Annotated in this window: 23 protein-coding genes, 1 tRNA gene and 2 riboswitches; of the genes, 14 read left to right on the forward strand and 10 right to left on the reverse strand. The window is 66.5% G+C overall.

Annotation, left to right across the window (positions count from 1 at the left end; all coding sequences use genetic code 11):
* Positions 1-39 precede the first annotated feature (39 nt).
* Entirely contained in the window at positions 40-1,170 is a 1,131-nt protein-coding gene (serC, locus tag ACX80V_RS17370; protein ID WP_485844189.1) for a phosphoserine transaminase, read from the reverse strand.
* A 277-nt stretch (positions 1,171-1,447) separates the two neighbouring features.
* Here serC and ACX80V_RS17375 point away from each other — a divergent pair, with 277 nt between their 5' ends.
* The 10 genes from ACX80V_RS17375 (at position 1,448) to ACX80V_RS17420 (ending at position 12,780) form a co-directional block, all read left to right on the forward strand.
* Entirely contained in the window at positions 1,448-2,143 is a 696-nt protein-coding gene (locus ACX80V_RS17375; protein ID WP_058929975.1) for an iron-dependent transcriptional repressor DtxR, read from the forward strand.
* Between the two features lie 154 nt (positions 2,144-2,297).
* Positions 2,298-2,516: riboswitch (cyclic di-AMP (ydaO/yuaA leader) on the forward strand.
* A gap of 3 nt (positions 2,517-2,519) precedes the next feature.
* Entirely contained in the window at positions 2,520-3,344 is an 825-nt protein-coding gene (locus ACX80V_RS17380) for a M23 family metallopeptidase (protein WP_058929974.1), read from the forward strand.
* A 148-nt stretch (positions 3,345-3,492) separates the two neighbouring features.
* Positions 3,493-3,655, forward strand: a riboswitch (cyclic di-AMP (ydaO/yuaA leader).
* 70 nt (positions 3,656-3,725) lie between these two features.
* On the forward strand, positions 3,726-4,400 hold the full coding sequence (locus tag ACX80V_RS17385) for a C40 family peptidase (protein WP_485844257.1): 675 nt from the start codon (positions 3,726-3,728) through the stop codon (positions 4,398-4,400).
* Between the two features lie 169 nt (positions 4,401-4,569).
* Entirely contained in the window at positions 4,570-5,316 is a 747-nt protein-coding gene (locus ACX80V_RS17390; protein WP_485844190.1) for an NlpC/P60 family protein, read from the forward strand.
* A gap of 236 nt (positions 5,317-5,552) precedes the next feature.
* Positions 5,553-6,053, forward strand: coding sequence for an HNH endonuclease (locus ACX80V_RS17395; protein WP_056346655.1), 501 nt, complete (start codon positions 5,553-5,555; stop codon positions 6,051-6,053).
* Positions 6,054-6,130: 77 nt separating this feature from the next.
* Positions 6,131-6,841 (forward strand): molybdenum cofactor guanylyltransferase, encoded by a 711-nt coding sequence (gene mobA, locus ACX80V_RS17400; RefSeq protein WP_485844191.1) that lies wholly within the window; start codon positions 6,131-6,133, stop codon positions 6,839-6,841.
* On the forward strand, positions 6,838-7,131 hold the full coding sequence (locus ACX80V_RS17405; RefSeq protein ID WP_485844192.1) for a DUF6457 domain-containing protein: 294 nt from the start codon (positions 6,838-6,840) through the stop codon (positions 7,129-7,131). The genes mobA and ACX80V_RS17405 overlap by 4 nt, the downstream gene beginning before the upstream one ends.
* On the forward strand, positions 7,097-8,533 hold the full coding sequence (locus ACX80V_RS17410; protein ID WP_485844193.1) for a molybdopterin molybdotransferase MoeA: 1,437 nt from the start codon (positions 7,097-7,099) through the stop codon (positions 8,531-8,533). The genes ACX80V_RS17405 and ACX80V_RS17410 overlap by 35 nt, the downstream gene beginning before the upstream one ends.
* Before the next feature lie 126 nt (positions 8,534-8,659).
* Positions 8,660-9,607, forward strand: coding sequence for a formate dehydrogenase accessory sulfurtransferase FdhD (fdhD, locus tag ACX80V_RS17415; RefSeq protein ID WP_485844194.1), 948 nt, complete (start codon positions 8,660-8,662; stop codon positions 9,605-9,607).
* Between the two features lie 137 nt (positions 9,608-9,744).
* The gene (locus tag ACX80V_RS17420) at positions 9,745-12,780 is read left to right on the forward strand and encodes an alpha-mannosidase (RefSeq protein WP_485844195.1); all 3,036 of its coding nucleotides are present in this window, start codon (positions 9,745-9,747) and stop codon (positions 12,778-12,780) included.
* Positions 12,781-13,033: 253 nt separating this feature from the next.
* On the opposite strand, the gene ACX80V_RS17425 is transcribed toward ACX80V_RS17420, so the two are convergent.
* Both ACX80V_RS17425 and ACX80V_RS17430 read right to left on the reverse strand, forming a co-directional pair.
* Positions 13,034-13,771, reverse strand: a complete 738-nt coding sequence (locus tag ACX80V_RS17425; RefSeq protein WP_485844196.1) for a hypothetical protein — start codon at positions 13,769-13,771, stop codon at positions 13,034-13,036.
* The gene (locus tag ACX80V_RS17430) at positions 13,768-14,514 is read right to left on the reverse strand and encodes a hypothetical protein (RefSeq protein ID WP_058929965.1); all 747 of its coding nucleotides are present in this window, start codon (positions 14,512-14,514) and stop codon (positions 13,768-13,770) included. The genes ACX80V_RS17425 and ACX80V_RS17430 overlap by 4 nt, the downstream gene beginning before the upstream one ends.
* A gap of 252 nt (positions 14,515-14,766) precedes the next feature.
* Here ACX80V_RS17430 and ACX80V_RS17435 point away from each other — a divergent pair, with 252 nt between their 5' ends.
* Together ACX80V_RS17435 and ACX80V_RS17440 are read left to right on the forward strand one after the other, a co-directional pair.
* A complete protein-coding gene (locus ACX80V_RS17435; RefSeq protein WP_485844197.1) occupies positions 14,767-16,440 on the forward strand; it encodes an ABC-F family ATP-binding cassette domain-containing protein in 1,674 nt (557 codons plus the stop codon).
* Positions 16,437-18,350, forward strand: coding sequence for an ABC transporter ATP-binding protein (locus ACX80V_RS17440; RefSeq protein WP_485844198.1), 1,914 nt, complete (start codon positions 16,437-16,439; stop codon positions 18,348-18,350). The genes ACX80V_RS17435 and ACX80V_RS17440 overlap by 4 nt, the downstream gene beginning before the upstream one ends.
* A 9-nt stretch (positions 18,351-18,359) precedes the next feature.
* Here ACX80V_RS17440 and ACX80V_RS17445 read toward each other — a convergent pair whose 3' ends face one another.
* The 3 genes from ACX80V_RS17445 to ACX80V_RS17455 form a co-directional block, all read right to left on the reverse strand.
* Complete coding sequence (locus ACX80V_RS17445) at positions 18,360-18,779, reverse strand: NUDIX hydrolase (RefSeq protein ID WP_485844199.1); 420 nt, start codon at positions 18,777-18,779, stop codon at positions 18,360-18,362.
* Positions 18,780-18,812: 33 nt separating this feature from the next.
* Positions 18,813-19,289, reverse strand: coding sequence for a DUF6314 family protein (locus ACX80V_RS17450; protein ID WP_485844200.1), 477 nt, complete (start codon positions 19,287-19,289; stop codon positions 18,813-18,815).
* 1 nt (position 19,290) lies between these two features.
* A tRNA-Arg gene (locus tag ACX80V_RS17455) sits at positions 19,291-19,363 on the reverse strand.
* 83 nt (positions 19,364-19,446) lie between these two features.
* On the opposite strand from ACX80V_RS17455, the gene ACX80V_RS17460 reads away from it, so the two are divergent.
* Positions 19,447-20,211: a DUF998 domain-containing protein gene (locus tag ACX80V_RS17460; protein ID WP_485844201.1), complete on the forward strand. Its 765-nt coding sequence runs from the start codon at positions 19,447-19,449 to the stop codon at positions 20,209-20,211.
* 24 nt (positions 20,212-20,235) lie between these two features.
* Here the strand turns inward: ACX80V_RS17460 and ACX80V_RS17465 are convergent, their stop codons facing one another.
* The 4 genes from ACX80V_RS17465 to ACX80V_RS17480 form a co-directional block, all read right to left on the reverse strand.
* Complete coding sequence (locus ACX80V_RS17465; protein ID WP_485844202.1) at positions 20,236-20,661, reverse strand: hypothetical protein; 426 nt, start codon at positions 20,659-20,661, stop codon at positions 20,236-20,238.
* On the reverse strand, positions 20,658-22,145 hold the full coding sequence (locus ACX80V_RS17470) for a PGAP1-like alpha/beta domain-containing protein (RefSeq protein ID WP_485844203.1): 1,488 nt from the start codon (positions 22,143-22,145) through the stop codon (positions 20,658-20,660). Before ACX80V_RS17470 ends, ACX80V_RS17465 begins: the two co-directional genes overlap by 4 nt.
* A 2-nt stretch (positions 22,146-22,147) precedes the next feature.
* Positions 22,148-22,888: a hypothetical protein gene (locus ACX80V_RS17475; RefSeq protein ID WP_485844204.1), complete on the reverse strand. Its 741-nt coding sequence runs from the start codon at positions 22,886-22,888 to the stop codon at positions 22,148-22,150.
* A gap of 112 nt (positions 22,889-23,000) precedes the next feature.
* On the reverse strand, positions 23,001-23,624 hold the full coding sequence (locus ACX80V_RS17480; RefSeq protein WP_485844205.1) for a hypothetical protein: 624 nt from the start codon (positions 23,622-23,624) through the stop codon (positions 23,001-23,003).
* A 32-nt stretch (positions 23,625-23,656) separates the two neighbouring features.
* Here ACX80V_RS17480 and ACX80V_RS17485 point away from each other — a divergent pair, with 32 nt between their 5' ends.
* A complete protein-coding gene (locus ACX80V_RS17485) occupies positions 23,657-24,502 on the forward strand; it encodes an inositol monophosphatase family protein (protein WP_485844206.1) in 846 nt (281 codons plus the stop codon).
* The last annotated feature ends 64 nt before the right edge of the window (positions 24,503-24,566 follow it).

The following is a 24,566-nucleotide window of genomic DNA, read 5'->3' on the forward strand; positions in this document are numbered from 1 at the left end:
CGGTTTCGGGGCCCCAAGTGTCCGTTCGCGCGGGTGCGGCTACTTGCGCAGCTTGCCCACCACGTAGTCGATGCTTGCCAGCAGCGCGGAGACGTCAGCCGGCTCGATGGCAACAAACGTGGCGATCCGGAGCTGGTTGCGGCCCAGCTTGCGGTACGGCTCGGTGTCCACGATCCCGTTGGCGCGGAGCACCTTGGCGATCGCGGCGGCGTCGATCGAGTCGTCGAAGTCGATGGTGGCGATGACGTTGGAACGGTCCTCCGCCTTGGCCACGAACGGGGTGGCGTACTCGGAGGCCTCGGCCCAGGAGTAGATCCGGCCGGCGGAGTCAGCGGTGCGGGCGGACGCGAAGTCCAGGCCGCCGTTGGCGTTCAGCCACTGCACCTGCGCGTCGAGGGTCACCAGGGTGGAGAGCGACGGCGTGTTGTACGTCTGGTTCAGCTTGGAGTTGTCGATGGCGGTCTGGAGGTCCAGGAAATCGGGGATCCAGCGACCACTGGCCTTGACCCGGGCGGCGCGTTCCAGCGCGGCGGGGGAGAAGAGACCCAGCCACAGGCCGCCGTCGGAGGCGAAGTTCTTCTGCGGGGCGAAGTAGTAGACATCGGCCTCGGAGACGTCCACGTCCAGGCCGCCGGCTGCGGAGGTGGCGTCCACCAGGACCAGGGAACCGGCGTCGGCGCCCGCGACGCGCTTGACCGGAGCCGCGACACCCGTGGAGGTTTCGTTCTGCGGCCAGGCGTAGACATCCACGCCAGCCTCGGCGGCCGATACCGGACGGGTGCCGGGCTCGGACTTGATGATGGAGGAGGCGTCCAGGAACGGGGCCTTGTTGGTGGCTGAGGCGAACTTGGAGCCGAACTCGCCGAAGGACAGGTGCTGGGCCTTCTTTTCCACCAGGCCGAAGCTGGCGACGTCCCAGAAAGCGGTGGAGCCGCCGACGCCGAGGACCACTTCGTAGCCTTCGGGGGCGCGGAAGAACTGGCTGATGCCTTCACGGACGGAGCCTACGAGGTTCTTGACCGGAGCCTGGCGGTGGGAGGTGCCCAGGATCGTCTTGGACGCCGCTGAGAGCGCTTCGAGCTGCTCCGGCCTGACCTTGGAGGGTCCTGCGCCGAACCGTCCATCCTTTGGCAGGAGGTCGGCGGGAATAGTGATGCTGGTTTCGCTCACGGGGGCTCCAATTTCGGCATGGACGTGGCTCACGTCCGGGCGGTGGGGTGGCCGGTAGTCGGCGGTGACTGCATAAGGACCTCCTTTATTCTGCCTGAACCCTCGAATGGGCGGGGAACCGGGGCCGTCACAGTCCGGCCAATGAGACTGTTTGTCTCCGCCCGGGCATTATCCAGACAAATTCAAAATAGGCTAAGCTTTTTAGCGGACCTCGCCGCTGAGCGGGACGCGATACGGTGGGACAACGCAAGGTACTGCGCTCGAGGAGCTGAGCTGGATGACGGATCTGATCGATACTACGGAGATGTATCTTCGGACCATTTTGGAGCTTGAAGAAGAGAACATCGTTGCTCTTCGCGCACGCATCGCCGAACGGCTGCGGCATTCCGGACCCACGGTGTCCCAAACCATCGGCCGGATGGAACGCGACGGGCTGGTCGTGGTCTCCGGAGACCGCCATCTGGAGCTCACGGAAGCCGGGCGGAAACGCGCTACGGAAGTGATGCGCAAGCACAGGCTCGCGGAACGGCTCCTGGCGGATGTGATTGGCCTGGACTGGGCCTATGTCCACGATGAAGCGTGCCGCTGGGAGCATGTGATGAGCGAACGCGTAGAGCAGCGCATCTACGAATTGCTCAACCACCCCACCGAGTCTCCGTACGGCAACCCCATCCCCGGGCTGGCCGCCCTGGGCGGGCCGGCGCCCGCGCTCCCAGACGCCGGTGTGATTAATCTCCTTGATGCGATGCAGGGCTACGGGCCGGCGTCGAACGTGACAGTCAGCCGGCTGGCTGAGCCCATCCAGGTGGAACCTGAGCTGCTGGTCCAGCTGGATGAAGGCGGGATCAGGCCCGGTGCCACGGTGTCCCTGGAGCGCGTCGGGGAGTACATTTCCGTGCGCGTGCCGGGAATCGAAGGGGCGCTCGAGTTGCCCCCGGAAGTGGCATCCCACGTCTTCGTTTCCGTCAGCTGACGGGAAGGCGGTCCGCCGCGTGGGGCCGCGCCATAGCGCAGCGACGCAAGGTTCCGCAAAGATAACGGAATTGTTACTGTCCAAGTTAATCACCTATAGTTGAAACTCAGCGTCGATACAAAAGCGTTACCTGATCCGGAGCCGAGCTCTGCCAGCGGATCAGGTGCATCAGTCACCAACTGGCAGAGGCGGGGGAACCACAACCGGCAGTCGTAAGACTGCCTTGGGGTTAAGTCCGTCAGCAGCAAGCCTCTTCCAGCGAAGGATCCTCACGGGATATCTCTGCGCCAAGTGCTTGTCACGGCGGACCGGGTCTTTGAACTCTCTGACCCGAATCCGACAGCTAACTTCGCAGGCTACCCAGAGAGGAACATTCTTGACCACGCAATACTCCAGGGGCCGCCGTCGCGCGGTGGGTCCCGCCTCGGCGCCCAGAGTGGCCGAGGATTTCAGCGCGGAGAGGCCCCGCGACCCACAGCGGGAAGCCCGCCGCCGCCGGGGACCCTTCCGGCAGATGACGGATTTCGCCGCCGCCAGTGGCCTCGGCCAGAAGGCCGGCATCGCCTTGGCAGCGACAGGCCTGGCTCTCACCGTGACGGTTCCTGTGACCGGCCCCGTGATGGCCACTCCGGCACCCGGCCAGGCTGCGTCGGCCGTTTCCGCTGCTCCGCAGCCCGAAGTTACCGCCGAAGCCGCCGCCCAAATTGATTTCAGCCGCTCGTCCGTGGTGACCCAGGGTGATCCCGACGGCAAACTGAAGCAGCTCCTGAGTGCCCAGTCCGCGGGATCCATTACCCGCGCCGCCTCTGCCGGAAGCCTCGGCTCGCCGCTCGCCCAGCTGGCTACGGCCTCACCCTTCGGATTCCGAGTCAGCCCGATTACCGGCGGCTCCGGCGACTTCCACCGTGGCCAGGACTTCGTGGCACAGTGCGGAACCTCTGTCCTGGCTGCTGCCAGCGGTACCGTCACCTTCGTTGGCTGGCACCAGTACGGCGGCGGCAACCGCGTGGTGGTGGATCACGGCAATGGCCTTGAAACCACTTACAACCACCTCTCCTCCGCCAGCGTCAAGGTAGGCCAGACAGTCAGCCGCGGCGATGTTGTTGCCCTCAGTGGCACCACGGGCGCGTCCACGGGCTGCCACCTCCACTTCGAGGTCCAGGTCAATGGCGAAGTCGTTGACCCCACCGGCTGGCTCTGACCCAAATGATGGCCAACTCTCGAATCGCAGCGACGTGCCGTGACCTGAATGTGACATTGGCTCAGAACTCCTGTAACGTCTAAAGCGCGTCAACTTTTCCGAAGTTGACGTTCTTGAGTGGATTGCCTAGCTCTGCCACCGCTCAAGGTCCGTTCGCATGACATCGTCTGGCAGGGGCGGGGGAACCAATTTTGGTCTTCGATTCTGAAGGCCTTGGGGTTAAGTCGCAAAGCTTCCACTGTGAAGCAGCGCGGCCGGGTGACTCCCATCCGAATCCGACAGCTCACCTCGCAGGCATTGGGAGAGGCTACCTTCGTGTCTTCACGCCATACTTCTGCGCGTCACCGCGCACAACCGGTTCGCACTAACCCCTTGGGCTCCGTGTCCAAGGCCGTCAGTGCCAATGCCGGGACCGTAGGTCGCCAGGCTGCTGTTATCGCAGCTGCATCAGGTCTGATCCTGAGCATGGGGCTTCCGGCCAACGCCGCGGATTCCACCGCCGGCGTTTCCGCCTCTACCGAGTCCGGTTCCGCGCAGACGGCACTTGCCGTAACTGCCGCGCCCACGGCTACCGTTTCCTTCGAGCGCCCCGTGATCAAGACCACGCCGGCACCGAAGGTTGAGACGGTCCGTGCGCAGTCCACGGCCTCCGAAGCCGGGGCTCAGGGTGCTGCCGCAACCGAGGCCGCGGCCTCCAAGCTCGCGGACACTGTCTCCTCCGCCGCCGCTTCGGGTCTGGCAGCAGTTGCCTATACCGGTATCGGCAACCCCTACCTCTGGGGCGGCACCACTCCCAATGGCTGGGACTGCTCAGGCTTCACGCAGTGGGTCTATGCCCAGGCCGGCATCAGCATTCCCCGCACCAATGCCTGGACAGCGATGCGACCCACCGCCACACCTGCTCCCGGTGACCTGGTCATGCAGAATGGCGGCGCCCACGTTGGCATTTACGTCGGCAACGGCATGATGATCAGCGCACTGAACCCGTCACAGGGCACTCTGCTCCACTCCGTGGCATCCACGGGCACCTCCGCGTTCTTCACAATGGCCCCGTAGTTCCTGCAATCCAGTTCCTGCAGCCCTGCGCTGCCGGAACCGTTTTTTCGCGAGAAACTCTTCGCTAAATCCCCGTTCGGGGCGTGCCGGCGTACCCCCAAGATGCCGGCGCGTCCAAAGCCCTTAGGCTGCCCACGCGGTCCTGAGGAAAACGAAAGAGAGAAAATTAATGACTACACGTGCAACTGTTGCACGGCACCGCGCCGAGGTCGCCAAGACCAACTCGCTGGCTGTCATTGCCAAGGCTGTCGGCGACAACGCCGGCGGCATGGGCCGTCAGGCTGCGGTTATCGCTGCTGCTTCCGGCCTTGTCCTGACCAGTGGTATCGCTGCGAACGCGGCTGACACCGGCGTCCAGCGTGAAGCTGCGTCCGCTTCGAACCTTGAGGCTGAGGTTTCCGCCCCGGCCATCATTTCGGCTGCTTCCACCATTGCCATCTCCTACGAGAAGCCCGCAGTTACCACCACGCCGGCTCCCGTTGAGGCTCCCGCGCCTGTTGTTGAAGCTCCGGCTCCAGCCAAGGCCGCGGCCACCATCACGGTAGCGTCGGCAACTCCGGCCGCTCCGAAGGCTCCGGTCTCCGCCAGCGGCAAGGGCCAGGCCATCCTGTCTGCAGCCTACGCACAGCTCGGTGTGATGCAGGACTGCACCATGCTGGTCACGAACTCGCTGGCTGCCGTGGGGATCAACTTCCGCGACTGGCCTGCAGGCTACCTGTCCCTCGGTCAGACCGTGAGCGCCGCCGAGGCCCAGCCCGGCGATCTGTTGTACTACGCCGACGGCGGCGCGGGCGTTGCCCATATTGCCGTCTACGCTGGCAACGGCCAGGCCGTGCACGGGGGCTACAACGGCAACCAGACCGTTGTGTTCAGCGCCAATGTCGGCTCCGGCCCCGTTTACATCCGCGTGTCCTAGCAGCTGATTCAGCCTTCAAAGGACCCCCGCCACACGGCGGGGGTCCTTTGCTGTCTGCTGTCTGCTGCCCTGATCCGGTGAGGTGCACGAATCCGACACGTGACGGCGGCCGCTTCTGCGATTAGCTGATCCCGGGATTCTTTGTTTACTCTTGTGGTGTCGATCCATAGCCCGGACATGCCGGGGGCAGCCGGCCCTCGTGCCCCTGACGGGTGCGGCCACAAAGAGGTACGTGCATGCGCACTCTCGTTCTGAATGCTGGATATGAACCGCTGGCGGTAGTCACCTTCCGCCGGGCGCTGGTGCTTGTGCTCACGGGCAAGGCCAGCGTCATTGCCGAGGGCGATGATCCCGTGGTGGGACCGCAGGAGATCCTGGGCCGACCGTCCGTGATTCTCCTGAACCGTTACATCCGCCCCAGATACAACCAGAGCACCGCAGTCAGCCGCCGCGGAGTCCTGCGGCGGGACGGCCACCGCTGCGCGTATTGCGGCAAAGGTGCCCACACCATCGACCATGTGCAGCCCAAATCACGTGGCGGCGCCGACTCCTGGGAGAACCTGGTGGCCGCGTGCCTCCGGTGCAACAACACCAAGGGTGACCACACGCCGGCTGAAATGGGCTGGAAGCTGAGGTTTGATCCGGAACCGCCGCATGGCACCATCTGGCAGATCAAAGAACTTGAGAAGCCCACTCCGGCCTGGGATCCGTTCCTGCTGCCCGAACGGGCCGCCTGAGCGGGCCGCCCTGTTCCGGTCCCCACGGCAGTTCCAGCCCCGCGCAGCATTCCAGCCCGCGCGGTTAAGCTGGGAGGGTGGACGCTGACCCTCTCGACTTCGATGCCGTCATCCTCGCCGGCGGCCGTTCGTCGCGGCTCGGTGGCGTGCCCAAGCAGAGTCTGACGTACGACGGCGACTCCCTGTTGCGCCGCTCCGCCGCCGCTGCGAGGGGAGCCCGGGCCGCCGTCGTGGTTGGTCCGGACACCGGGGAGGTGCCGGCCGGCGAAATCCCTGCCGGGGTTCTCCGTTGCCGTGAAGAACCCCCGTTTAGCGGACCCGCGGCCGCCATTGCGGCCGGGCTCGCGGCCCTGGCCGCTGCGGATGGCAGCCGCCCCGGGCTGACGCTGGTGCTGGCCTGCGACATGCCCAACGTGGGGCAGGCGGTGGCGGTGCTGAAGGCTACTTTGCGTGCGCGAGGACCCGCCGCCGGAGCGCCCGCGGGCTTGGGGCCGGACGGCGTGGTGGCCGTCTCGGAGGATGGCCTCCGTCAGCCGTTGGTCGGTTTTTATAACACGGCTGCACTACAACGTTCCGTGGCGGAACTGGAAACCACAGGACGCTTAATCAACGGTTCGGTGAGGGCACTCCTTGCTAGTCTGGACGTGCAGCTTGTCGCCGTTCCGGCCGGCTCCACGGCTGACGTGGACACCTGGGACGATGCCGCCGCACTTGGAGTGGCCGGTCCGGATCCCATAACCGGGCTCCGGGGCAACACCGCCGCAGATGATTTGGGAGGCAGAGCGTGAAAAGCCAGGACGAAACGCTGGAAGAGTGGTGCAGGTCCCTGCTCCAGGCGTATGAACTGGAGGATGTCCAGATCGACGTCAACACCATCCTGTCGCTGGCCGGCGTGGCAGCCCACTCAGTGGTCCGCCCCGCCGCCCCGCTCACCACCTTTATTGCCGGCTTCGCCGCCGGCCTGGCTGCGGGAGCAGGGCAGGCCACCAACGCCGCCGCCATGACCGCTGCCATGGACCGTGCCCGCACCCTGGCTGCTGACTATGACGCCGAATCCGCCGGGACGCCCGTCGAATGACTCCCGTTCAGTGACCGCCGCCCCCGGCGACGTATCCGAAAACCCCGAGCAGGAAACAGCCCCGGCAAAGCACCTTGCCCACACCTGGGACGAGGCTCGCAAAGCCGCCTTTGACATCGCCACGCCGATTCCGCCGGGCCGGGTTCCGCTGAGCCACGCCCTGGGCAGGGTCCTGGCCGAAGACATCACCGCGTTGCACGACATGCCGCACTACGCGTCGTCTGCGATGGACGGATGGGCCGTCAACGGCAGCGGTCCGTGGATCGTGGCGGAAGCCGGCCAGCGGCTGGCACCCCACCAGGGCAGCCCCATTGTCACGGGCGGACTGATCCCGCCCGGCGCCAAAGCGGTCCTGCGCAGCGAAAGTGCCGTGCTTGGAACGGACGACGACGGCCTGCCGCTCCTGATGACCGGCGGCACCGCCCGCCCCGGCGAACCCGGGAACGGCCAGCATATCCGCAGGGCCGGCGAGGAAGCGGCAGCGGGGGAGGTGCTGGTCAAGGCCGGTGTAACGCTGAACCCGGCCCATCTGGCGGTCGCGGCGCTTGCCGGGCACGATGACCTGCTCGTCCAAGGAAAGCCCGTCGTCAAACTACTGCTGACCGGCTCCGAAGTTGTGTCCCGGGGGCTGCCGGTTCCGGGACAGGTCCGGGACACCTTCGGTCCGCAGCTCGCGGCCGTTGTGGAAATGCTCGGCGGCATTAACGGCGGCCAGGAGCGGATCGGCGATTCCTACGCTGAGTGGCTGGACGGCCTGGCCGACCTCCCGCCCGAGGTGCCGGACCCCTCCGCGCTGCCTGCCGACGTCGTGATCACCACCGGCGGTACTGGCGTCTCGGACACCGACCACCTCCGCCGGGCTGTGGCGGAACTGGGCGGGCGGCTGGTCATCGACGGCATCGCCATGCGCCCCGGCCATCCGGCTGTCCTGGCCGAGCTCCCCGACGGTCGCTTTGTCCTGGGGCTCCCCGGAAACCCGCTGGCCGCCATGATGGCACTGTCCACGGTGGGCGAACCGCTGCTGGCGGCGCTGGGCCACGGCACCATGCCGCCGGTGCAGGAGGTCCCGTGCGGGACCACCATCGAGCCTGAGCCGGGCCGGACCAGGCTGATGCCCTTCCGGCTTCTGTACGGGATGGCTTCACCGGCCAAGCACACGGGTCCCGGGATGATGCGCGGACTGGCGTCGGCGCACGGTGTGATGGTTGTTCCGCCGCATGGTGTGCAGCTGGGCGAACCAGTCCCGGCGTTCGCTTTGCCGTGGGGGCCGCCGGTGCCCGCGCCCGCGCAGCCGGGTACCAAGCCCAAGGGCCGGCCCGCCGCTAAGCCGGCCACCCGGGCAGCTGGCAAGGACGCTGCGAAGCCCGCCGGTCCGGTGGACTGGAGTGCCCTGCTGGGGTAGGCGCCGTGCTGCGGAACCATGTACGCCACAGCCCGGCCAGTGGTGCAATGATGGACCTATGAACAGCGCCAGCCGGCAGGTCCGGAACGTCCACGGGGCCCTTCAAGACAGTCTGGCGGTTCGCTGATGGGGCGCGTGACGCAGCGCCGCAAGGTGCACAAGTATGTTTTGGATGGCTCGCCCAATGCCCTTGAGTTCCCGGTCCGCCACCGCGAGGACGTCCTCGCCGTCGAAGAGCCGCTGGAAATCCGGATCGGTGCACTGTCATTCTCGGTGACCATGCGGACGCCCGGGGACGACTTTGACCTGGTGGCCGGCTTCCTGGTGTCCGAGGGGATCATCTGGGCTCCGGAGCAGCTGGTGTCGTTGCGGTTCTGCGCCGGCGAGGACGAAGACGGCGTCCAGACGTTCAATGTGGTGGAAGCCCAGCTGCGGCCCGACGTCGAACTCCCTGCGAAGGGTCGGAACGTCTTCACGTCCAGCTCCTGCGGTATCTGCGGCACGGACTCGATCGAGGCAGTTCGCAAGTCCTCCCATTTCAGCCCGGTGGCGGATCCATTGACCGTGCCCGCCCATGTGCTGGCATCCCTGCCCGGGCGGCTCCGCGAAGCGCAGGACGTTTTTGACGTCACCGGCGGAGTGCACGCCGCGGGCCTCTTCCGCATAACGGACGACGGCGGCGTGCAGCTTTTGTGCCTGCGCGAGGATGTGGGGCGCCACAACGCCGTGGACAAGGTAGTGGGCTGGGCCCTGCGGGAGCGGTTGCTTCCGCTAACCGGGCTGGTCCTGCAGGTCTCGGGCCGCGCATCGTTTGAACTCGTCCAGAAGGCAGCGTTGGCGGGCATTCCCGTACTGGCGGCGGTGAGTGCGCCGTCGAGCCTTGCTGTGGAACTGGCGGAGGCCAGCGGCATGACCCTGGCAGGATTCAGCCGGGGCACCAGCCTGAATATTTACGCCGGACAGGGCAGGATTACGCTGCCCGCCGCGCAGGTTCCCGCGCCGGTTCCCACGCATGTTCCTGAGCCGGTTCCGGGGGAGGACGCGGCCGAGTTAAGCGCGAACGCGCCGGGATAAAACGGCGCCAGCACCTTCGGCGAAGATTTCCGGTGACGCTTGGCTATTGTGCTACTAGCCGGTAGATTTTATCCATCGATTGGACGCGTTTGGTCCGGATTCGAGTACTCCAGTTCAAGCACCTAAGAGGGTTTACATTGCATGACGACCGCCGGATCACCGAAGTCCGCCTGGACCGGTTTGTCCGCGAGCGGATCATTCCCGCTGTTTACGCCCGCACTGTTCCGCTGAACCTGAGCAGCTGGGATGCGCCCGGCGAGCCTGTGTCAGTGATGGAAGCCCTGCGGAATCACTTCACGCCGCAGGAACACGGTGCTGCCTGGGGCCAGCCGTGGGGCACCAAGTGGCTGCGCCTGCAGGGCGACGTCCCGGAGGCCTGGGGCACCGGGCCGGACACCACGGTGGAAATCGTGGTGGACCTTGGCTTCATCAACGAAGCCCCCGGATTCCAGTGCGAGGGAATCGCCTGGCGCCCGGACGGCACTATCATCAAGGCCATTTCGCCCCGCAACCAGTACATTCCCCTGAAGCTCCTGGGCAGCGGCATGTCTGTTGACTTCTATGTTGAAGCGGCCGCCAACCCGGACATGGCGCAGGGCTGGACCTTCGCCGCCACACCCTACGGGGATAAGGAAACGGCAGGCGCGGCGCCGCAGTACCGGCTGGGCAGGATCGCCATCGCCGAACTCAACCAGACGGTCTGGGAACTCCAGCAGGATATCTGGACCCTCGCCGGGCTGATGCACGAACTCCCTCCGGAGCAGCCGCGGCGCCATGAGATCCTCCGCGCGCTGGAGCGCATGATGGACCAGATGGATCCCGACGACGTCCCGGGCACCGCCGCAGCCGGGCGGGCAACCCTGGCCGAGGCCCTGTCCAGGCCCGCCTACGCTTCCGCCCATCAATTGGTGGCTACGGGCCACGCCCACATCGACTCCGCCTGGCTCTGGCCGGTGCGCGAAACCATCCGCAAATGTGCCCGGACATTCTCCAACGTGGTGGCGCTGATGGATGAGGATCCGGGCTTTGTGTTCTCCTGCTCCTCAGCCCAGCAGCTGGCCTGGATGAAGGAGTTCTACCCCGAGCTTTTCGGCCGGATCCGGGAGAAGGTCAAGGCCGGGCAGTTCGTTCCGGTGGGCGGCATGTGGGTCGAGTCGGACACCAACATGCCCGGCGGCGAGGCAATGGCCCGGCAGTTCATTGAGGGCAAGAACTTTTTCCTCGACGAGTTCGGCGTCGAATGCCGCGAAGCCTGGCTCCCGGATTCCTTCGGCTACTCCGCGGCCCTGCCGCAGATCGTCAAGGCGGCGGGCAGCCGCTGGTTCCTCACGCAGAAGATCTCGTGGAACCAGGTCAACCGCATGCCGCACCATACCTTCAACTGGGAGGGCATCGACGGAACCCGGCTGTTCACGCACTTCCCGCCCGTTGACACCTACAACGCCGAGCTCAGCGGACGCGAACTGGCGCACGCCGAGCGGAACTTCCGCGACCACGGGCGCGGGAACACCTCGCTCGTCCCGTTCGGCTACGGCGACGGCGGGGGAGGGCCTACACGGGAAATGCTGGCTGCCGCCAGCCGCACCGCCGACCTCGAAGGCTCGCCCAAGGTCAGGGTGGGCTCCGCGGAGAGTTTCTTCGCGCAGGCGGAGCACGAGTATTCCTCCCTGCCGGTCTGGGTGGGCGAGATGTACCTGGAACTCCACCGCGGCACCTACACCAGCCAGGCCCAGACCAAACGCGGCAACCGGCGCAGCGAACACCTGCTCCGCGAGGCCGAACTCTGGTGTGCCACCGCTGCTGTCCGCGGCGCCGGTTCCTTCGAGTACCCGGCAGCAGAGCTGAAGCGGCTCTGGCGGCTGGTGCTGCTGCAGCAGTTCCACGACATCCTGCCCGGCAGCTCCATCGCCTGGGTCCACCAGGACGCGGAACGCAACTACGCCGCCATCAGCGTCAGCCTCGAAACCCTCATTGGGCAGGCAGCGGCCGTGCTCCTCGGCGAGGGATCGCGGACGTTCCTGCTCAACGCCGCACCGCACACGCGCAACGGCGTTCCTGCCTTGGCTGCCGCAGAGCTTTCGCCGACCGGCCAGCCGGTCCAGGCAACCGCTCTGGATGGCGGTTACGTGCTGGACAACGGCATCATCCGGGCTGTCCTGGATGCCGATGGCCTGATTGCCTCCCTCACCGACTACGCCACGGGACGGGATGCCATCGCTCCCGGAGCCCGCGGCAACCTGCTGGAACTGCACCGGGACACGCCCAACGAGTGGGACGCGTGGGACATCGATGAGTTCTACCGCCGCAACGTCACCGCCCTCACGGCGGCGCAGGCCATACGGGTGGAGCACGCCGGAACCAGTGCCGTTGTGGTGGTGGAGCGGGTCGCCGGCACGTCACCGCTCACCCAGCGGATCACGCTGGATGCCGGAAGCGGCTCCCTCACCATCACCACCACCGTTGAGTGGCAGGAGAGCGAGAAACTGCTCAAGCTGGGCTTTCCGCTGGACGTCAGGGCGGACCGCTCCGCCTCGGAGACCCAGTTCGGCCATGTCTTCCGCCCCACGCATGTCAACACCTCGTGGGAGGCCGCCAAGTTCGAGATCTGCGCGCACCGCTGGATCCACGTGGCCGAGCCCGGCTACGGCGTCGCGATTTCCAACGGCGCCACTTACGGGCACGATGTCACCAGGAGCGTGCGCGATTCCGACGGCGGGACCACCACCTCGGTGCGTCTCTCCCTGTTGCGGGCACCCAAGTTCCCGGACCCGACGGCGGACCGGGGCCACCAGGAACTGACCGTGACCATCCGCCCCGGAGCCGGGATCGCCGACGCCGTGGAGGAGGGGTACCGCACCAACCTTGCACCCCGGCTGGTGAAGGGCGCCCGCGGCGTGGAGCCGCTGTTCTCCGTGGACAACCCGGCCCTGGCCATCGAGGCGGTCAAGCTTGCCGAAGACGGCTCGGGCGATGTTGTGGTCCGCCTTTATGAGTCCCTGGGGCAGCGGTCCGTCGGCGTGCTCACGGCCAACTTCCCGGTCACGGCCGTCCTGGCCACGGACCTGCTGGAGCGGGCCATCGAAGCGCCCGGCGTCAACACTGCCGCAGCAGAGCAGTCGGTGGAGCTTTCGCTGCGCCCGTTCCAGCTGGTGACCCTGAGGTTCGCGCGCTAGGTGCGGCATGGATGCCAGCTGTCCGGTCAGCACGCGGGCGGGTCAGCGCGCGGGCGGGGCCGAAATGGGACCTGGCCGTTAAATGGCTGAGTGGGGGCGGTCCCCAACGGCCCGCCACCACTCATCCCCCCAAAGAATGCAAAGACTCAACGGGCCCGGCGTCCAGGAATCTATCCCCGTTCGCGAACACCGGCACCCAACTTCACACATTCATGATTGTGCCATGTCTAATGATTTTGTGAAAGTCTGAAGGCTACTTTGCAGTAGAAGTCTTTTGTCTCGGCTCATTCTGCCCGGACCGCAGCTTGGCTACCCAGATCAGCGCCAGGCCGATGACAAAACATAGGACGGCTGTGTAGTTGATGACAAACTCCACTGAATTCAACGCCGGTGGGAGCGCCGGGAACAACAGGCTCGCGCCAATGGCAACCGCTCCGAGGGCAAGCAGGAATGCCGCTACCCGGACCAAGAGCGGAAAAGTGCTCCGGCAGGCCCGCACCATGGCAGGCAGCAGGACCATCGAAACGTACGCAGGGTAGGCGCGGCCTGCGGCACCGTAGTACTCACCCAGCAGTCCGTGCCGGGCGTCCTTGGCTGACACCGAGCCCATGCCCGCGGAGGACCCCGCCGTGTCCATCATCAGGAACACAACCACCACCATCAGCGAGGTCAGACCCAGCACAGCCATTCCGATCCGTCCGGTTAGCAGCCGGTAGGCGTCGTCGGCCCCAAACCCCCGGGTGACGCGGATGCCCACGAAGAAAATAGCGGCGAAGATGACAAAGCGGAGCAGGAGGTTGGCCACATTAACACCGCCGAGCGCCTGGTCGATGGCAAGGTACGGTGCCTGGATGCTGAGCAGGATGGCGAGCGTCATCAGCGCAAAGATGTAGAAGAGTGTCCGGTTCCTCCCCCTCACGGCACTGGGAACCCTCGCGACGGCCACCAGGCCGCAGACAGTCAGCGTGGACCACTGGAGGATTTCGATCATCCCAGGTTCTCCCAGATCTTTTCGGTTTTCTCGTGGTCATGTTCCTGCCGGCGGAGGGCCCTGCCGAGAGTCTGCAGCCGGTCACCGGCCAAGGTGGTCAGCTCGCCGTCGGACAGGCTGTCCAGGGCGGCCTGCCGGGCTCCGGGAGGCCAGCCGGCCTCCGCCTCCGTGACCAGCCCGGTGGCCACGAGGCCGCTGGCCGGGGCGACGCCGGCGGCAAGGGAGGTGGCAACCGCCAGCTCCGGAGCCAGCCGGTTTGCGCTCAGTTGTGCCGAATAGTTCTGCGGAGCGATTCCGGTGGCGGCGGAGACCCGGTGCCGCAGCTCGCCGTCGTCGATGGCCTCCACCCAGTTCTTGACCGAGGTGGCGTGCGGGGCCGGCTCCAACACGGACGAACCGGCCGGCGCGGCAGCCGCCGGCACGCCGCCCGGGTCCGCGGCGGAACGGGCCAAAACTGCCCGCAGGAGGTCCGGGGTGGAGATCTGGCTGACCAGTTCGGACCTGCTGGGCGGGCGCGTGTCCGTGAGCTGGCTGTAGGCGTCGAACGCCGCCAGCGCCGAAACGGGATTGACGTTGTACGCCCGGCTGATGCTCACCACCGTAGTCTCTGCCACCTTGCCCCGGACAAGCTGCTGGGCAAGGGTGGTCCGCTTGATGCCGGAGACGCGGCAGATGTCGGACGTGCTCGTGTTGGGGGCGATGCCGTGCAGCCAGCGCTGGAACGCTTTGGCAGGAATTGGCATATCGGCTCTCTGCTGAACGGATGATTGCCTTTTGATTTTAGCCTGACCTTTCGGAGGCAGTTTGGTGCGGCGTGCTGAGTCGACTATGCTTGATGGTCGAGCCCGTTGGTCCGTACACCCCCCAAGTCCGGACCGGCGGGCTCTTTAGTGCCCCGGCACTTTTCGGGGCGGCACATTGCGGATTCACCGCAGTTTCGGGCCGATTCAGGCGGGCTCCTCCGGCCGGGCGGCGGCGAGAGGATGGACCAACCTATGACTGCAACCCTTGTTGCCAAAGATCTTTCCGGCGGCCACGACCACCGGACGCTGTTCGACAAACTTTCCCTCACGGTGGCCCCCGGCGACGTGGTAGGTGTGGTGGGCGCCAACGGCGCCGGCAAGTCCACCCTGCTGCGCCTCCTGGCCGGTGTGGACCAGCCCCAAGGCGGCAGCGTCAGCCTCGCCCCCTCCGATGCCTTTGTAGGTTGGCTGCCTCAGGAACACGAGCGCGTGGCCGGAGAGACTGTGGCCGGCTACATCGCCCGCCGGACCGGCTGCGCCCATGCCACCGTGGAGATGGAGTCCACCGCCGAGGCGTTGGGCTCCGGCGCACCGGGCGCCGATGACGCCTACTCGCTGGCCTTTGACCGCTGGATGGCTTCAGGCGCGGCAGACCTCGACGAACGCATCCCGCCCGTTCTTGCCGACCTCGGGCTGGACACCGGCGCGGACGCCCCTATGACCGGGCTCTCCGGCGGCCAGGCCGCCCGCGTGGCCCTCGCGGCGCTCCTGCTCAGCCGGTTCGACGTTGTGCTGCTGGACGAGCCCACCAACGACCTTGACCTGGCCGGCCTGGCCAAACTGGAAGCGTTTGTGCAGGGACTGCGCGGCGGTGTGGTGCTGGTGTCCCATGACCGCGAGTTCCTGGCCCGCTGCGTGACCACCATCGTGGAACTGGATCTGGCGCAGAATTCCGTGGCGGTCTACGACGGCGGCTATGAGGCCTTCCTGGAGGAGCGCGCGGTGGCGCGGCGCCACGCTAGGGAAAAGTTCGAGGAGTTCGCGTCCACCAAGGCAGACCTGGTCTCCCGTGCCCGGACCCAGCGCGAGTGGAGCTCCCAGGGCGTGCGGAACGCCATGAAGAAAAGCCCGGACAATGACAAGATCCGCCGGGCCGCCAGCACCGAGTCATCGGAAAAGCAGGCCCAGAAGGTCCGGCAGATGGAATCCCGGATTGCCCGGCTGGACGTGGTGGAGGAGCCGCGGAAGGAATGGCAGCTGCAGTTCACCATTGGCCAGGCGCCCCGGTCCAGTGCGGTGGTGGCCACCTTGCGTGACGCCGTCGTGAAGCAGGGAAGCTTCACGCTGGGCCCGGTGAACCTGCAGCTCAACGCGGGGGAGCGGATCGGCATCACCGGCCCCAACGGAGCCGGCAAGTCGACGCTGCTGCGCCTGCTCCTGGGCGTGCAGGCGCCCGACGCCGGCAACGCCGCCATGGGCGCCTCGGTGGCCATCGGCGAAATTGACCAGGCCCGCGGACTGCTGGCCGGCCACCTCAACCTTGGCGACGCCGTCGAAGCCGTGCTCACGGACCTGACGCCCGCGGAGGTCCGCACGCTGCTGGCCAAGTTCGGGCTGAAGGCGGACCACACCACCCGCCCCGTTGATTCCCTGTCGCCGGGCGAACGCACCCGCGCCGCGCTGGCTCTGCTGCAGGCCCGCGGGGTGAATCTGCTGGTCCTGGACGAACCCACCAACCACCTGGACCTGCCCGCCATCGAGCAGCTGGAAGAGGCCCTGGGAAGTTATGAGGGCGCTTTGTTGTTAGTAACCCATGACCGGAGGCTGCTGGAGAATGTTCAGCTGGATGTCCGGTGGAACGTGGACAACGGAATGGTAACTGAACTGATGGCAGACGATTCCTCACAGGCGGGGCACCAGCGATGAGCATGGACGGCGTGGCCTGGCACTCCCTGTACAACATCTCCCGGGCCAAGAACGGCTCCCAGCCCTTCTCCAAGGCCACCCTGAAACGGGTCCTGGGCTTCGCCCGCCCGCACCGGACAAAGCTGATCGCGTTTGTGGCGCTGTCCATTGTGATGGCGTTCCTGGCGGTGGCCACGCCCGTGCTGGCTGGCCAGGTGGTTGATGCCATCGTGGCCAAGGCGGGTACAGACGAAGTGATCCGGCTGGCGCTGCTGATCGCCGTGGTGGCCGTTGCCGAAGCCGGCCTGGGACTGGTGAGCCGCTGGCTTTCGTCCAACATCGGCGAAGGCGTGATCGTGGACCTGCGCACCAGGGTCTTTGACCATGTGCAGAAGATGCCCATCGCGTTCTTCACCCGCACCCGCACCGGCGCACTGGTCAGCCGCCTGAACAACGACGTCATCGGCGCGCAGTCCGCCTTCGCCGGCACGCTGTCCGGCGTGGTCAGCAACGTGGTGGCACTGATCCTGACGCTGATCGTAATGCTCGGGACTTCCTGGCAGGTCACCGTGCTCGCCATGATCCTGCTGCCGATCTTCCTGATCCCTGCTCGCCGGATGGGCTCCAAGCTCGCGGACCTGCGGCGTGAGGCGGCAAACCACAACGCGGCCATGGGCACCCAGATGACCGAGCGGTTCTCCGCGCCGGGCGCCACACTGGTGAAGCTTTTCGGCCGCCCGGACGAGGAATCCCGCGAGTTCGCGGTCCGCGCCGGACGGGTCCGGGACATCGGCGTCCGCACCGCCATGCTGCAGTTCACCTTCGTCACCGCGCTGACGCTGGTGTCCGCGCTCGCCTTGGCCTTGGTCTACGGCCTGGGCGGCTGGCTGGCCATCGGCGGGCAGCTCGCCGCGGGCGACGTTGTGGTGCTGGCACTGCTGCTGACCCGCCTGTACGCCCCGCTCACCGCCCTGTCCAACGCCCGCGTGGAAATCATGAGCGCCCTGGTCAGCTTCGAGCGGGTTTTCGAGATCCTGGACCTCAAGCCGCTGATCCAGCAGAAGCCCGACGCCGTGGCCATCCCGCCGGGAAACGTTTCGGTGGAGTTCGACGACGTCCGCTTCGCCTACCCCTCCGCGGACAAGGTCTCGCTGGCCTCGCTCGAGGAAGTGTCCACGCTGGACACCCGCGGCGGCGAAGACGTGCTGCATGGCATCAGTTTCCGGGTGGAACCCGGGCAGACCGTCGCCCTGGTGGGCTCCTCCGGTGCCGGAAAGTCCACTATCGCGCAGCTGCTTTCCCGGCTGTACGACGTCGATTCCGGCGCCGTGCGGCTCGGCGGCACCCTGCCCGGCTCGGGGCTGGACGTCCGGGACGCCACCTTCGATTCCCTGCGGGACACGCTGGGGATGGTCACCCAGGACGGACACCTCTTCCACGAATCCATCGCTTCCAACCTCCGGCTTGCCCGGCCGGACGCCACCGAAGAGGACATGTGGGACGCCATCCGGCAAGCCCGCCTGGAAACCATGATCCGGTCCCTGCCAGACGGCCTGGACACTGTAGTGGGGGAGCGCGGTTACCGGCTCTCCGGCGGTGAACGCCAGCGCCTCACCATCGCCCGGCTGCTGATTTCCCAGCCCCGGGTGGTCATCCTCGACGAGGCCACCGCCGCACTCGACTCCACCAACGAAGCCGCCGTGCAGGCGGCCCTGGGCGCCGCGCTCGAGGGGCGCACCGCCGTCGTGATTGCCCACCGGCTGTCCACCATCCGTGCCGCCGACGTCATCCTTGTGGTCGAGGACGGGCGGATCGTGGAACGCGGGAACCACACCGATCTGCTCGCGGCCGAGGGCCGGTACGCCGAGCTCTACCAGACGCAGTTCGCCGAGGCCACGGCCGTAGCAGCGGAAGCCGTTCCGGAGTACTAGACCCACCCCTCAGCGGCGCAGCGCGGCCAGTTCCGGCAGGATGTGGTCCGTGAGGAGTGGGGCCAGGTCCGCTGGCAGCGGCGCGCCCCGATCCAGCGCAGCCAGGTCCAGCCAGCGGATTTCGGCGATTTCAGCTGACGGGTGCGCCGTCCAGGTTCCCGGCGCGGTAAACACGGTGGCTTCAATGTCCGTGGCCGCCTCGTTGGCGGCGTCGGCGATCCAGACGCCCATCAGCTCCAGCTCCTGCGGGTCTACGACGATCCCCACTTCCTCCTGAAGTTCCCGCGCCGCGGCGTGGACGGCGGTTTCACCGGCTTCTGGCTTGCCGCCGGGGTGCATAAACATGCTGGTGCCGCGCTTGCGGACGGTCAGGAGCCGGCCGGCGTCGTCGAAGACACAGACGGCGGAGACAACAATGCGGGCTTTCACGGTACCGAGCCTAGCCTGTTCAGACCAGCCGCTTCAGACCTGACGCTTCAGGGCGGACGTCAGCAGCAGGTCCTTGCGCGGGCCGGTCACATCCCACGTGTAACTGAATGTGTCCGGGCCTTCGTAGTTGTAGGCCACGCGGTACGTATCGGGATCGCACCAGTGCCGGTCCTGGCTGGCCTCCGGCGTGAAACTCATCCGGTGGAAGGGCCGCCCGTCGGCAAAAAATACGTCCAGGGCGTCGGGCCGGTCAGCGGGTTTCAGGACGTATTCACGCGAGGCAGGGCCGGTAAAGGTGGGCCAGCGCATGGTGCCTTCTTCACTGAAGGCCAGGCCGCCGTCGTCCGTAGGGGAAAAACGTACGACGCCGGCAAAGGTTCCGTGGGTGCCCGTTGACCGGTCCAGCAGCTGCCGTTCAACGGCCCAGCTTCCCTGAATGGAGAGGTTCCTGGCCGGCGAGGGGCCGAGCAGGTAGGCGCGGAGGTCAAACTCCGGTGACGGAAGATTCAAGTGCCCTCGATTGGAATCGAACCAACGACACCGGCTTTAGGAGAGCCGTGCTCTATCCACTGAGCTACGAGGGCGCATATCCGCTGGTCCGGCAGGGCCGGTCCGTCCGGACACGGATACAAGCATACAAGGTGGGAGGCCGTACTACGCTCTTGGCATGAGATCAGCCCCGACGTCCGCCCCCGCCGTGGCCTACCTCCCGGACACCGCCTCGACCCGCCAGTACATCGGCGCCTGGTCCGTGCTGAGTGTCCTGCAGTATTTTGTGGCGGAAACGGCCGTGATCGGGGCGTGGGCGGGTCCGGTGCCCTATGACCGCCGGACCGGCTACATCAGCGACCTGGGCGCCGTTAACTGCGGGATCTACGACGGGCGGGACGTGTGTTCGCCGCTACATTGGCTGATGAACGCCTCGTTTTTGGTCCAGGGGCTGGGGATGCTGCTCGGTGCGCTGCTGCTGGGATCGGGGCTGCTGTGTGTCGCCGCCAGGGCAGGGGCCCGGGTCCAGCCTGCGCGCCGGAAGCCTTGGCTGGCTGCGGTCTGCGTTCGGATCCTGACCGGCGCCGCCGGTGCCGGGACCATGGTGGTTGGCCTGGTGCCGGAGGATGCCGGCTCGGCCTTCCACTTCATCGGCGCGGTGGTGTATTTCCTCGCCGGCGCGGCGGCCCTCGTGGTGCTGGGCATCCTGTGGCTGCGGCAGACGCCCCTGGGTTGGCTCGTCCTGGTGTGCGGGCTGGTGTCGCTCGCCGCGCTGGCGACCGGCGGTCTCACGGGGATGGACGTTCCGGAACCGGGCACCCTGGAACGGCTGATGGGCTACCCCGTCACTGTGGGTGTGGCTGCCTCAGGTCTGGTGATCGCACAGCGGGTCCACCGGCACCGGAAGGAAGTACGCTCGGTCGCGTCTGCGGGTAGCCGCTGACCCAGTGCTCCAGACGTGGCGGACTCATGGCCGGTCGAGGAAGAATTCCCGGAAATCGGTGAGCGAAGCACCACCGGGGTAGCCGAGTGCATCGGCGCCCACCGACACCGCGTCGTCGGGTGAAAAAATGCCGACCGAGAAGGTGCCGGTCTTAAGGTCTTCGGTTTCTTCCAGCATCGCCGGAAGGGCTCCCTCCAGCGCCCGGGCAAGCGCTGCCTCGTCGCTGTCTGTCCCCACCAGCTTCGCGGTGATGAAGTTTCCCGACGTGTTCATGTTCACGTGGAGTTGGGCCGAGGCGATCCCCGGAACGGACATCGCGGCGTCCTGCATCGCGGTCTTCAGGCGCTCAGCCGGTGCGGGTCCGCCCACGACGCAGGCTGAGAGGCCGAGGACGACCAGCCCCATGATGATCGTTGAGGCGATGGGCTTGAGAATTCTGTGCAAGGTCACTGCTTTCGGGAGACATTGGTCACCGTTGAGGTGACTTGGCTGGCGTCTGAGGTCAGGAACTTTTGGGTTGAGTCTTTCTGGCTGTAGTTGGCGATCGGTCCCTGGGACTCCTGGTTCTCGGTTGACGTTACGTACGCGGAACCGTCGTGGTAACTCATGTTGGCCAACCCCGGGCCGCCGTCGGGATTCGGCATGGTGACGACGGTGGCCCCATTGTCCTGGGTGATGGAGGTGCTCACAGGCCAGCCGACGGGTCCCGGTCCGACGGTGGCATCCCCCAGGTCCACTCTCGGCACGGGATCTCCCTCGTGCTGCAGGGCCAGGACATCGATGGACGGCGGGATGGGTGCGGAGTCCACGGGCGAACCGAATGTGACGACGTTGGTGACGTTGAACTGGGCGGTGAACGCACTGTCTGATGCCAGGGCAACGGCGATCATTCCGCCTTGGGAGTGCCCCGAAAGCATCACGGGCGCTCCTGGCGGAATGCCGGCCTTCTCCATCGCCAGCCGGACAGCTTCCGCCGCGGTCGACATATTGCCGCCTGCCAGCTCAAGGTTCCCGGTGAGGTCGGTTGGATTCGCTGCTCCGTCGGGATACCACCGGGTGGTGCCCGGAATGCTGACGATGTAGGCGGGTGGCTCGCCTGGTTTGTTGACCATTACGATGCGGATGCTGGTGTCAGGAGTACCGGGCTTTCCCTGGTCGCCATAGGCTGCCTGTGTGGTGGCCAGGATGGCGCTGACGGTGGAGGGGACCGGCGTGTTGCCCCTGCTGTTGGCGTCCAGCTTCCCTGGATTTCCAACGCCCACGGCGATGGGATCCCCTGCGACGGGCCGGCCGTCGTCGAACAGGTGCGGGTTGGAAAAGCCCAGGGTGAAAGTGGCCTGTCTGAGGTTCTCCAAGGAAGCTGCCAGCATCACGCTGTTGGAGACAAGCTCTGTGATGGATGGCGGTTCGCCCGACGTCAGCCATCGCCAGCCCATCTCCGCGACGTTGCCGGCGTGGCTGAAGACATTTCCCTGCGCATCCATGATGTTCCTGATGGGAAGCGGAGCGATCTCCTGGACGTAGTGCCACGTGTTGCTGACTGTGTCCCCGACAGCCTCCGTAACTTCTCCGGCGGTGTCCCACAGGTCCTCCGTGGCGTCGGCTACGGAGTCCATTAGCTGGTCAAAGATTGAGGGACCGCCGGTAGTTTGGGGCGCCGCGCTTGCCTCCAAGCGGCGGCTGGCTGCCACTTGTTCCTCAACATTCTGTTTGACGGCCTTGGAAGCGGCCGCGAGTGCATGGGCAGTCCCGATCAGCTGCCGCCGGTGTCCAACCCACTCATCCGTGAACCGCTTTCCGTCGTCACCATTCCAGGGCGCACCGGTGATCAGCGGAGTCAGGCTGCCGCTCAGGGCCAGCAGCCGGTCACTGGTGCGGGCAAACTCTTCGCTGAGGCGCCGCCCGCTCTCCACGTCCATTCCGTACAGGGCCATGGTCACGCCGCCTTTTCCGCAGCGCTGGCAAGGTACTCGCGGGCTCCGAGCACACGCCACGCAAACTCGCGGCTGAGGTCAGCAATGGAATAGCTACGCTCCGCCAGAGCCCAGGCGTCTCTACTGAGATGTCCCGAGTGATGTCCCTGGTCCGCAGCGGGCACCGCCGCCGACACCTCAAGATGGAACGCATGGGTGGCGACAGGACCGGTTTCCTCGATGACGGTATCCGGTGCCGCCTGCCGTTCCGCGGCCGCGGGCAAATGGCGCCGGATGGCAGCCCAGGCATCTTCCTCGCGGAAGAAGGAAACTTCGACCGCGTTGCGGACTTCCGTCACGGCCACACCGTCCACACCGTGCCGGATCCTGCGGTAATAGGTGATTCCAACGCCCCGCCCGCCGGCGAGTCCGATCTCGGTGTGGACGGACAGCTCCTGTGTTTGGACCACCGCCGCGGCCTTCACGGGAGCAGACGCCGCAATCCACACTGCGAGCACCCACTGCCGGGTGATGGCGCCCTGCCCGTCGACAATTCCTGCCCGGCGCAGCTCGGCTTCCATGGCCTGGGGGTCTTCAGCATCCAGTTGGCGGCTGGCCTCGGCCTGGGCCGACTCCCGGTACGCGGAAAGGTCGCCATCCGCCTCGTTCGCCAGTACTTCCGCCGCCTTGTGGACAGTTGACGCCCAGGCCAGTCCGCTGATCTCAAAGATATTGAGAGCAGGATCCGTCCGTGATTCCCCCATGGATTCCCCCGATGTTTAAGATCCCCGGCATCGGATGCCGGCACTGGACACACTATCGGGGTGTCCGGCAGGAACGGTATGGGGAGAACTCTCCGGAGGTACGGGCGGGAACCTACTGCTGGCGCGGCCGTTTGCGCAGGAACACTGCCGCTGCCCCGGCCAGCAGGCTGACGACGAACAGCACCCACCCCGCAACGGTGAGCCCGGACGCCAAGGCGACCTGGCCGGCGTCGGCCGTTTCCGATCCCAGCGCGGCGTCGACGGCGACATTGCCCCACAACCGGACCACCACAAACAGCAGCGGCACCGCCCAGAGGGCCCAGCGGAGCGTCTTCCTGGCGACGTTGGTTCCGATCAGGAGCAGCCACGTGAAGCCGAAGATCAGCGGGAACAGTGTGCCGGCAGTCTTGTGGACGTAGTTGAGCTGGCCGCGGGCGTCGTTGTCCATGGCGGCGTTCAATTGGCCAACATAGCCGGTGTCAAAACCGCCCACCAGGGAATCCGGCATGGCCAGGCCGCCGGAGAGCTGGGTGAGCTGCTGCAGCGTGAGCAGGTGGACGTACCAGAACAGGAACAGGCTCACTGTCACACCCGCGATGAGGATTAGGTTGGTGTTGTTCTGGGCCTTCTGCGGCGAACGGCTGGTGGTGGGGTTGATGACCGGCGGAAGGCTGTGCTGCGGAACAGCCGCCTTGGAGCCGTGCTTCTTGATCCGCTGCGCTGGGGTTTTGGCCATGGCACCATTATCCCGCCACCTAAACTGGGTCCATGACCACTGGCCGGCACAGCGCCCTTGAACTTGACCCCGCCCTGGACGATTACCAGCTGGCCTCCGCGCTGGTGCGCGAAGCCGGGCAACTGGCGCTCCTGATGCGCATGGCCGGACTGCAGTCCCAGCAGAAAACCTCCATCTCCGACGTGGTGACCGCTGCGGACCACGCTGCGGAAGCCTACGTGCTGGGGCAGCTGCAGCGCTGCCGGCCGGAGGACGGCATCCTGGGGGAGGAAGGCGCTTCGGTGGCCGGCACCAGCGGCCGTACCTGGGTGATCGACCCCGTGGATGGCACCTATAACTTCCTGCACGGATCCACGTACTGGTGCTCGGCCCTCGCACTGAAGGACTCGTCCGATGTGCTGCTCGGCGCGATATTCCAGCCCGAGGAGGACAAACTCTGGCTCGGCGGCACGGCCCACGCGGCCACGCTGAATGGAGAGGTGATGACCGCCTACCGGGACGCGGGGGCCGGTCAGGACGGCACCGCGCGCAATGCGACCGCGCTCGCCGAACTCGGCGCAGCCACCTACATCCACCCCACCTGGCTGATGGATCCGCTCTGCGCCATGCCCTGGCACGCTGCGGCCACCTCCGCCGCGGCGCTGCGGATGTTCGGCTCCGGGTCCTGCGACCTGGGCCGGGTGGCCGATGGCCAGCTGGGGTGCTGGTTCCAGCACAGCTGCCCGGAATGGGACTGGCTGCCCGGCAAGGCAATCGTCCGGGCCGCCGGCGGTGCCACGGACACGGTCCGGATCAACGGCCTGGACTGGTTTATGGCGGGAGGCACGACGGCGGTACGGGAGCTGCGTGCCGCCCTCGAGTCGGGCTCCGTGGCCTGAGTCCGGGCCGCTTTTGCGCGTTTCCGAGGTTGGGCTCACGGTGTTATCCACAGGGTTGGACCTG

Source organism: Pseudarthrobacter arbutini, assembly GCF_054510915.1.

What these genes read in the sequence shown, in the direction of transcription:
- ACX80V_RS17440 (WP_485844198.1), top strand. Translation starts at nt 16,437, where the DNA reads ATGAGCATGGACGGCGTGGCCTGGCACTCCCTGTACAACATCTCCCGG.
- ACX80V_RS17430 (WP_058929965.1), bottom strand. Translation starts at nt 14,514, where the DNA reads ATGCCAATTCCTGCCAAAGCGTTCCAGCGCTGGCTGCACGGCATCGCC.
- ACX80V_RS17435 (WP_485844197.1), top strand. Translation starts at nt 14,767, where the DNA reads ATGACTGCAACCCTTGTTGCCAAAGATCTTTCCGGCGGCCACGACCAC.
- ACX80V_RS17460 (WP_485844201.1), top strand. Translation starts at nt 19,447, where the DNA reads ATGAGATCAGCCCCGACGTCCGCCCCCGCCGTGGCCTACCTCCCGGAC.
- ACX80V_RS17375 (WP_058929975.1), top strand. Translation starts at nt 1,448, where the DNA reads ATGACGGATCTGATCGATACTACGGAGATGTATCTTCGGACCATTTTG.
- ACX80V_RS17410 (WP_485844193.1), top strand. Translation starts at nt 7,097, where the DNA reads ATGACGCCGAATCCGCCGGGACGCCCGTCGAATGACTCCCGTTCAGTG.
- ACX80V_RS17475 (WP_485844204.1), bottom strand. Translation starts at nt 22,888, where the DNA reads ATGGGGGAATCACGGACGGATCCTGCTCTCAATATCTTTGAGATCAGC.
- ACX80V_RS17390 (WP_485844190.1), top strand. Translation starts at nt 4,570, where the DNA reads ATGACTACACGTGCAACTGTTGCACGGCACCGCGCCGAGGTCGCCAAG.
- ACX80V_RS17395 (WP_056346655.1), top strand. Translation starts at nt 5,553, where the DNA reads ATGCGCACTCTCGTTCTGAATGCTGGATATGAACCGCTGGCGGTAGTC.
- ACX80V_RS17485 (WP_485844206.1), top strand. Translation starts at nt 23,657, where the DNA reads ATGACCACTGGCCGGCACAGCGCCCTTGAACTTGACCCCGCCCTGGAC.
- ACX80V_RS17480 (WP_485844205.1), bottom strand. Translation starts at nt 23,624, where the DNA reads ATGGCCAAAACCCCAGCGCAGCGGATCAAGAAGCACGGCTCCAAGGCG.
- fdhD (WP_485844194.1), top strand. Translation starts at nt 8,660, where the DNA reads ATGGGGCGCGTGACGCAGCGCCGCAAGGTGCACAAGTATGTTTTGGAT.
- ACX80V_RS17425 (WP_485844196.1), bottom strand. Translation starts at nt 13,771, where the DNA reads ATGATCGAAATCCTCCAGTGGTCCACGCTGACTGTCTGCGGCCTGGTG.
- ACX80V_RS17470 (WP_485844203.1), bottom strand. Translation starts at nt 22,145, where the DNA reads ATGGCCCTGTACGGAATGGACGTGGAGAGCGGGCGGCGCCTCAGCGAA.